This window comes from Methylophilus glucosoxydans, assembly GCF_042676145.1.
Classification (GTDB): Bacteria; Pseudomonadota; Gammaproteobacteria; order Burkholderiales; family Methylophilaceae; genus Methylophilus; species Methylophilus glucosoxydans.
Genome location: NZ_JBHTJW010000008.1, coordinates 1 through 5,921 on the forward strand (window position 1 = coordinate 1; position 5,921 = coordinate 5,921).

The 5,921-nt window shown below is 48.4% G+C and carries 2 tRNA genes and 3 rRNA genes; all 5 read right to left on the reverse strand.

What is annotated here, in order from left to right:
* Positions 1-269: 269 nt before the first annotated feature.
* Positions 270-383: ribosomal RNA gene (gene rrf / locus ACFQ1T_RS14280) — 5S ribosomal RNA — on the reverse strand.
* Positions 384-581: 198 nt separating this feature from the next.
* Positions 582-3,464: ribosomal RNA gene (locus ACFQ1T_RS14285) — 23S ribosomal RNA — on the reverse strand.
* A gap of 378 nt (positions 3,465-3,842) precedes the next feature.
* Positions 3,843-3,918: transfer RNA gene (locus tag ACFQ1T_RS14290), tRNA-Ala, on the reverse strand.
* A gap of 9 nt (positions 3,919-3,927) precedes the next feature.
* A tRNA-Ile gene (locus ACFQ1T_RS14295) sits at positions 3,928-4,004 on the reverse strand.
* 87 nt (positions 4,005-4,091) lie between these two features.
* Positions 4,092-5,630, reverse strand: a 16S ribosomal RNA gene (locus ACFQ1T_RS14300).
* Together the 16S, 23S and 5S rRNA genes with 2 tRNA genes alongside form the textbook arrangement of a ribosomal RNA operon.
* Positions 5,631-5,921 lie beyond the last annotated feature (291 nt).

A 5,921-nucleotide genomic window follows, 5' to 3' on the forward strand; every position in this document is an offset into this window, starting at 1 on the left:
GGGTCAATGACATACGCCTGTGTATTTTTTAAGATGTGTGTAAAAGAGGGAGAAGCAGCAGATCAACAACCGCTTGAGCGGTGTCAATTATATTTTACGCTGCAGTGCAGCGCTTAAGTTTTCATGGCAGTCTATTTTGAGTTGATCTTAATAGACACTTCAACCCGGTGCTTGCACCGGGTTTTTTTCTGCCTGAATTTCATCTGCCTACCGGTTACAGGCAATAAAAAAGCCCCCGACATTGCTGCCGAGGGCTTTTTAGAATAGGAGCTTGGGGATGACCTACTTTCGCATACGAAGAGTACACTATCATTGGCGCAAGTTCGTTTCACGGCCCTGTTCGAGATGGGAAGGGGTGGTTCCAAACTGCTATTGTCCCCAAACATAACTGGTAATGTTATGCATGGTGCTGATATGAATCAGCCTGCTTTAACAAATTGGAAGAAGTAAAGGATTTTGCTTTTTCAAGCATCAATGGGCAGGGTATGAAACAACTTGTGTTTCTTATTTCTTGATGATTGCCAAATCATATTGCTTTGAACTACACCTGGCTTAGATTTTAATCTAAGTTTTAAGGTTATAGGATCAAGCCTCACGAGCAATTAGTATCAGTTAGCTTAATGCATTACTGCACTTCCACACCTGACCTATCAACGTCCTGGTCTTGAACGACTCTTTAGCTGGCTTAAAGCCAGAGGCAAGTCTCATCTCGAGGCGAGTTTCACGCTTAGATGCTTTCAGCGTTTATCTCTTCCGCACTTAGCTACCCAGCTATACCATTGGCATGATAACTGGTCCACCAGAGGTGCGTCCACTCCGGTCCTCTCGTACTAGGAGCAGGTCCCCTCAAACTTGCAGCGCCCACGGCAGATAGGGACCAAACTGTCTCACGACGTTTTAAACCCAGCTCACGTACCACTTTAAATGGCGAACAGCCATACCCTTGGGACCGGCTACAGCCCCAGGATGTGATGAGCCGACATCGAGGTGCCAAACTCCCCCGTCGATATGAACTCTTGGGAGGAATCAGCCTGTTATCCCCAGAGTACCTTTTATCCGTTGAGCGATGGCCCTTCCATACAGAACCACCGGATCACTATGACCTGCTTTCGCACCTGCTCGACCTGTCCGTCTCGCAGTCAAGCAACCTTTTGCCATTGCACTATCAGTACGATTTCCGACCGTACCTAGGTTACCTTCGCACTCCTCCGTTACTCTTTGGGAGGAGACCGCCCCAGTCAAACTGCCTACCATACACGGTCCCCAGTCCGGATTACGGACCTAGGTTAGAACCTCAACAACATCAGGGTGGTATTTCAAGGATGACTCCACGATATCTGGCGACACCGCTTCATAGTCTCCCACCTATCCTACACAAATCTTGTCAAAGTCCAATGTAAAGCTGCAGTAAAGGTTCATGGGGTCTTTCCGTCTAGCCGCGGGGAGATTGCATCTTCACAAACATTTCAACTTCGCTGAGTCCCGAGAGGAGACAGTGTGGCCATCGTTACGCCATTCGTGCGGGTCGGAACTTACCCGACAAGGAATTTCGCTACCTTAGGACCGTTATAGTTACGGCCGCCGTTTACTGGGACTTCAATCAAGAGCTTGCACCCCATCATTTAATCTTCCAGCACCGGGCAGGCGTCACACCCTATACGTCCACTTTCGTGTTTGCAGAGTGCTGTGTTTTTATTAAACAGTCGCAGCCACCTTTTCACTGCAACCCCATCACGCTTCTAGAGCAAGTCTATACACGTTACCGGGGCGCACCTTCTCCCGAAGTTACGGTGCTAATTTGCCGAGTTCCTTCTCCCGGGTTCTCTCAAGCGCCTTAGAATTCTCATCCTGCCCACCTGTGTCGGTTTGCGGTACGGTCTTATACAACTGAAGCTTAGTGGCTTTTCTTGGAAGCATGGTATCAATCACTTCGTCTGCAAGCAGACTCGTTATCACGTCTCAGTCTTAGCTCTCCGGATTTGCCTAAAGAACCAACCTACACGCTTGAACCGGGACATCCAACACCCGGCTGACCTAACCTTCTCCGTCCCCACATCGCATTGTATATAGGTACAGGAATATTAACCTGTTTCCCATCAGCTACGCATCTCTGCCTCACCTTAGGGGCCGACTCACCCTGCGCCGATGAACGTTGCGCAGGAAACCTTGGGCTTTCGGCGAGGGAGCTTTTCACTCCCTTTATCGCTACTCATGTCAGCATTCGCACTTCTGATACCTCCAGCATACCTCACAGTACACCTTCGCAGGCCTACAGAACGCTCTCCTACCATGCCAGTAAACTGGCATCCGAAGCTTCGGTTACGTGCTTAGCCCCGTTACATCTTCCGCGCAGGACGACTCGACCAGTGAGCTATTACGCTTTCTTTAAATGATGGCTGCTTCTAAGCCAACATCCTGGCTGTCTATGCCTTCCCACTTCGTTTTCCACTTAGCACGTCATTTGGGACCTTAGCTGTCGGTCTGGGTTGTTTCCCTCTTGTCCACGGACGTTAGCACCCATGGACTGTCTCCCGTAATTGAACTTCTCAGTATTCGGAGTTTGCAATGGTTTGGTAAGTTCTTATGAACCCCCTAGCCATAACAGTGCTCTACCCCCGAGAGTTATATACGAGGCACTACCTAAATAGTTTTCGGAGAGAACCAGCTATCTCCAAGTTTGTTTAGCCTTTCACCCCTATCCACAGCTCATCCCCAAATTTTTCAACATTTGTGGGTTCGGACCTCCAGTACCTGTTACGGCACCTTCATCCTGGCCATGGATAGATCACTTGGTTTCGGGTCTACACCCAGCGACTAAGACGCCCTATTCGGACTCGATTTCTCTACGCCTCCCCTATCGGTTAAGCTTGCCACTGAATGTAAGTCGCTGACCCATTATACAAAAGGTACGCAGTCACCCCTTACGAGGCTCCCACTGTTTGTATGCATACGGTTTCAGGATCTATTTCACTCCCCTCCCGGGGTTCTTTTCGCCTTTCCCTCACGGTACTGGTTCACTATCGGTCGATATCGAGTATTTAGCCTTGGAGGATGGTCCCCCCATGTTCAGACAGGGTTTCTCGTGCCCCGCCCTACTTGTCGTTACCCTAGTTCCACAAACGGGATTTCGTATACGGGACTATCACCCACTACGGTCGGACTTTCCATTCCGTTCTACTATCGCGTCTGCTAAAAGTAACAGGCTGTTCCATGTTCGCTCGCCACTACTTACGGAATCTCGGTTGATTTCTTTTCCTCTGGGTACTTAGATGTTTCAGTTCTCCAGGTTCGCTTTACTCTTCCTATATATTCAGAAGAGAATGACCTTACGGCCGGGTTTCCCCATTCGGACATCTCCGGATCAAAGCTTATTTGCCAGCTCCCCGAAGCTTTTCGCAGGCTATCACGTCCTTCATCGCCTGATATCGCCAAGGCATCCACCATATGCACTTATTCACTTGACCCTATAACGTTAAAACCTAAACCCTTTTTAAATCTAGATTTCGTCGTGCATGAGACACGCGTTACAGGTAATTCTAAAGCACTATCAAACCTCGTTAGATTCGCTACATTCATGATTACTCATCAATGTCGCTTCTCAACTTGCGTTTAATATTTCTGATTTTGCAATCAATCGATATTATTTCCGGTTAAAAAATAATATCGCCCATTGAATATAAGTTGTCATCACACAACCTATATTCCTTTACTTCTTCCATTTTGTTAAAGAGCAGTCTTAGTCGTTAAACTAACGTTTAAAAACCAGAAGCAAACATTTAATCAAACATCAATTAATAACGCTTGCTTCTAATCTCTAAACCGCAACAAAGACACCAAGTCGTTGGTGGAGGATGACGGGATCGAACCGACGACCCCCTGCTTGCAAAGCAGGTGCTCTCCCAGCTGAGCTAATCCCCCAATATTCGGTGGTGGGTCTGGTTGGGCTCGAACCAACGACCCCCGCCTTATCAAGACGGTGCTCTAACCAGCTGAGCTACAGACCCTAAGGCGGTTTGCCTAAATCTTTGTTGCTGCTTATTTTTAAGATGACCGATAAGAGTGAATGCTTGTAGACAGGTGATCTTCTCTAGAAAGGAGGTGATCCAGCCGCACCTTCCGATACGGCTACCTTGTTACGACTTCACCCCAGTCATGAATACTACCGTGGTAATCGTCCCCCTTGCGGTTAGACTAACTACTTCTGGTAAAACCCACTCCCATGGTGTGACGGGCGGTGTGTACAAGGCCCGGGAACGTATTCACCGCGACATGCTGATCCGCGATTACTAGCGATTCCGACTTCATGCTCTCGAGTTGCAGAGAACAATCCGGACTACGATCGGCTTTCTGAGATTAGCTCCCCCTCGCGGGTTGGCAACTCTCTGTACCGACCATTGTATTACGTGTGAAGCCCTGGCCATAAGGGCCATGAGGACTTGACGTCATCCCCACCTTCCTCCGGTTTGTCACCGGCAGTCCCATTAAAGTGCCCAACTCAATGATGGCAATTAATGGCAAGGGTTGCGCTCGTTGCGGGACTTAACCCAACATCTCACGACACGAGCTGACGACAGCCATGCAGCACCTGTGTCCACTTTCCCTTACGGGCACCTAATGCATCTCTGCTTCGTTAGTGGCATGTCAAGGCCAGGTAAGGTTTTTCGCGTTGCATCGAATTAATCCACATAATCCACCGCTTGTGCGGGCCCCCGTCAATTCCTTTGAGTTTTAATCTTGCGACCGTACTCCCCAGGCGGTCTACTTCACGCGTTAGCTGCGTTACTCATGGATTTTACTCCACCAACAACTAGTAGACATCGTTTAGGGCGTGGACTACCAGGGTATCTAATCCTGTTTGCTCCCCACGCTTTCGTGCATGAGCGTCAATATTATCCCAGGGGGCTGCCTTCGCCATTGGTATTCCTCCACATCTCTACGCATTTCACTGCTACACGTGGAATTCTACCCCCCTCTGACATATTCTAGTCTTGTAGTTTCAAACGCAGTTCCCAAGTTGAGCTCGGGGATTTCACATCTGACTTACAAAACCGCCTGCGCACGCTTTACGCCCAGTAATTCCGATTAACGCTCGCACCCTACGTATTACCGCGGCTGCTGGCACGTAGTTAGCCGGTGCTTCTTATCAAGGTACCGTCAGCCTCACACAGTGTTATTGTGTAAGTTTTCTTCCCTTGCGAAAGAGCTTTACAACCCGAAGGCCTTCTTCACTCACGCGGAATGGCTGGATCAGGCTTGCGCCCATTGTCCAAAATTCCCCACTGCTGCCTCCCGTAGGAGTCTGGACCGTGTCTCAGTTCCAGTGTGGCTGGTCGTCCTCTCAGACCAGCTACTGATCGTCGCCTTGGTAGGCCATTACCCCACCAACTAGCTAATCAGATATCGGCCGCTCTTATAACGTAAGGTCCGAAGATCCCCTACTTTCCCCCTCAGGGCGTATGCGGTATTAGCTAATCTTTCGACTAGTTATCCCCCATTACAAGGTACGTTCCGATATATTACTCACCCGTTCGCCACTAATCCCCTTAGCAAGCTAAGGTTCATCGTTCGACTTGCATGTGTAAAGCATTCCGCCAGCGTTCAATCTGAGCCAGGATCAAACTCTTCAGTTTAATTCCTAACTATTACTTTTTACCTCAATTAAGAGGCGGTATTCGATTTCGCTATATCTCAAATTCATTTCAAGGTATGTGTGTAAACTACACTGTACATACTTGTCATAAATCTAAGCGTAAGCATTTGTATTTTCTGAGTTTTACGCATCAAATGCGTTCACACCCAACTACAAACACCCACACTTATCAGTCATCCTAATTTTTAAAGAACAGTGCCTCGAAGGCTTTTCGCTCTTCCGTTTTAACTTCCAACGTTTCAAGCGAAGCGCGCATTATACAGAGGTTTTT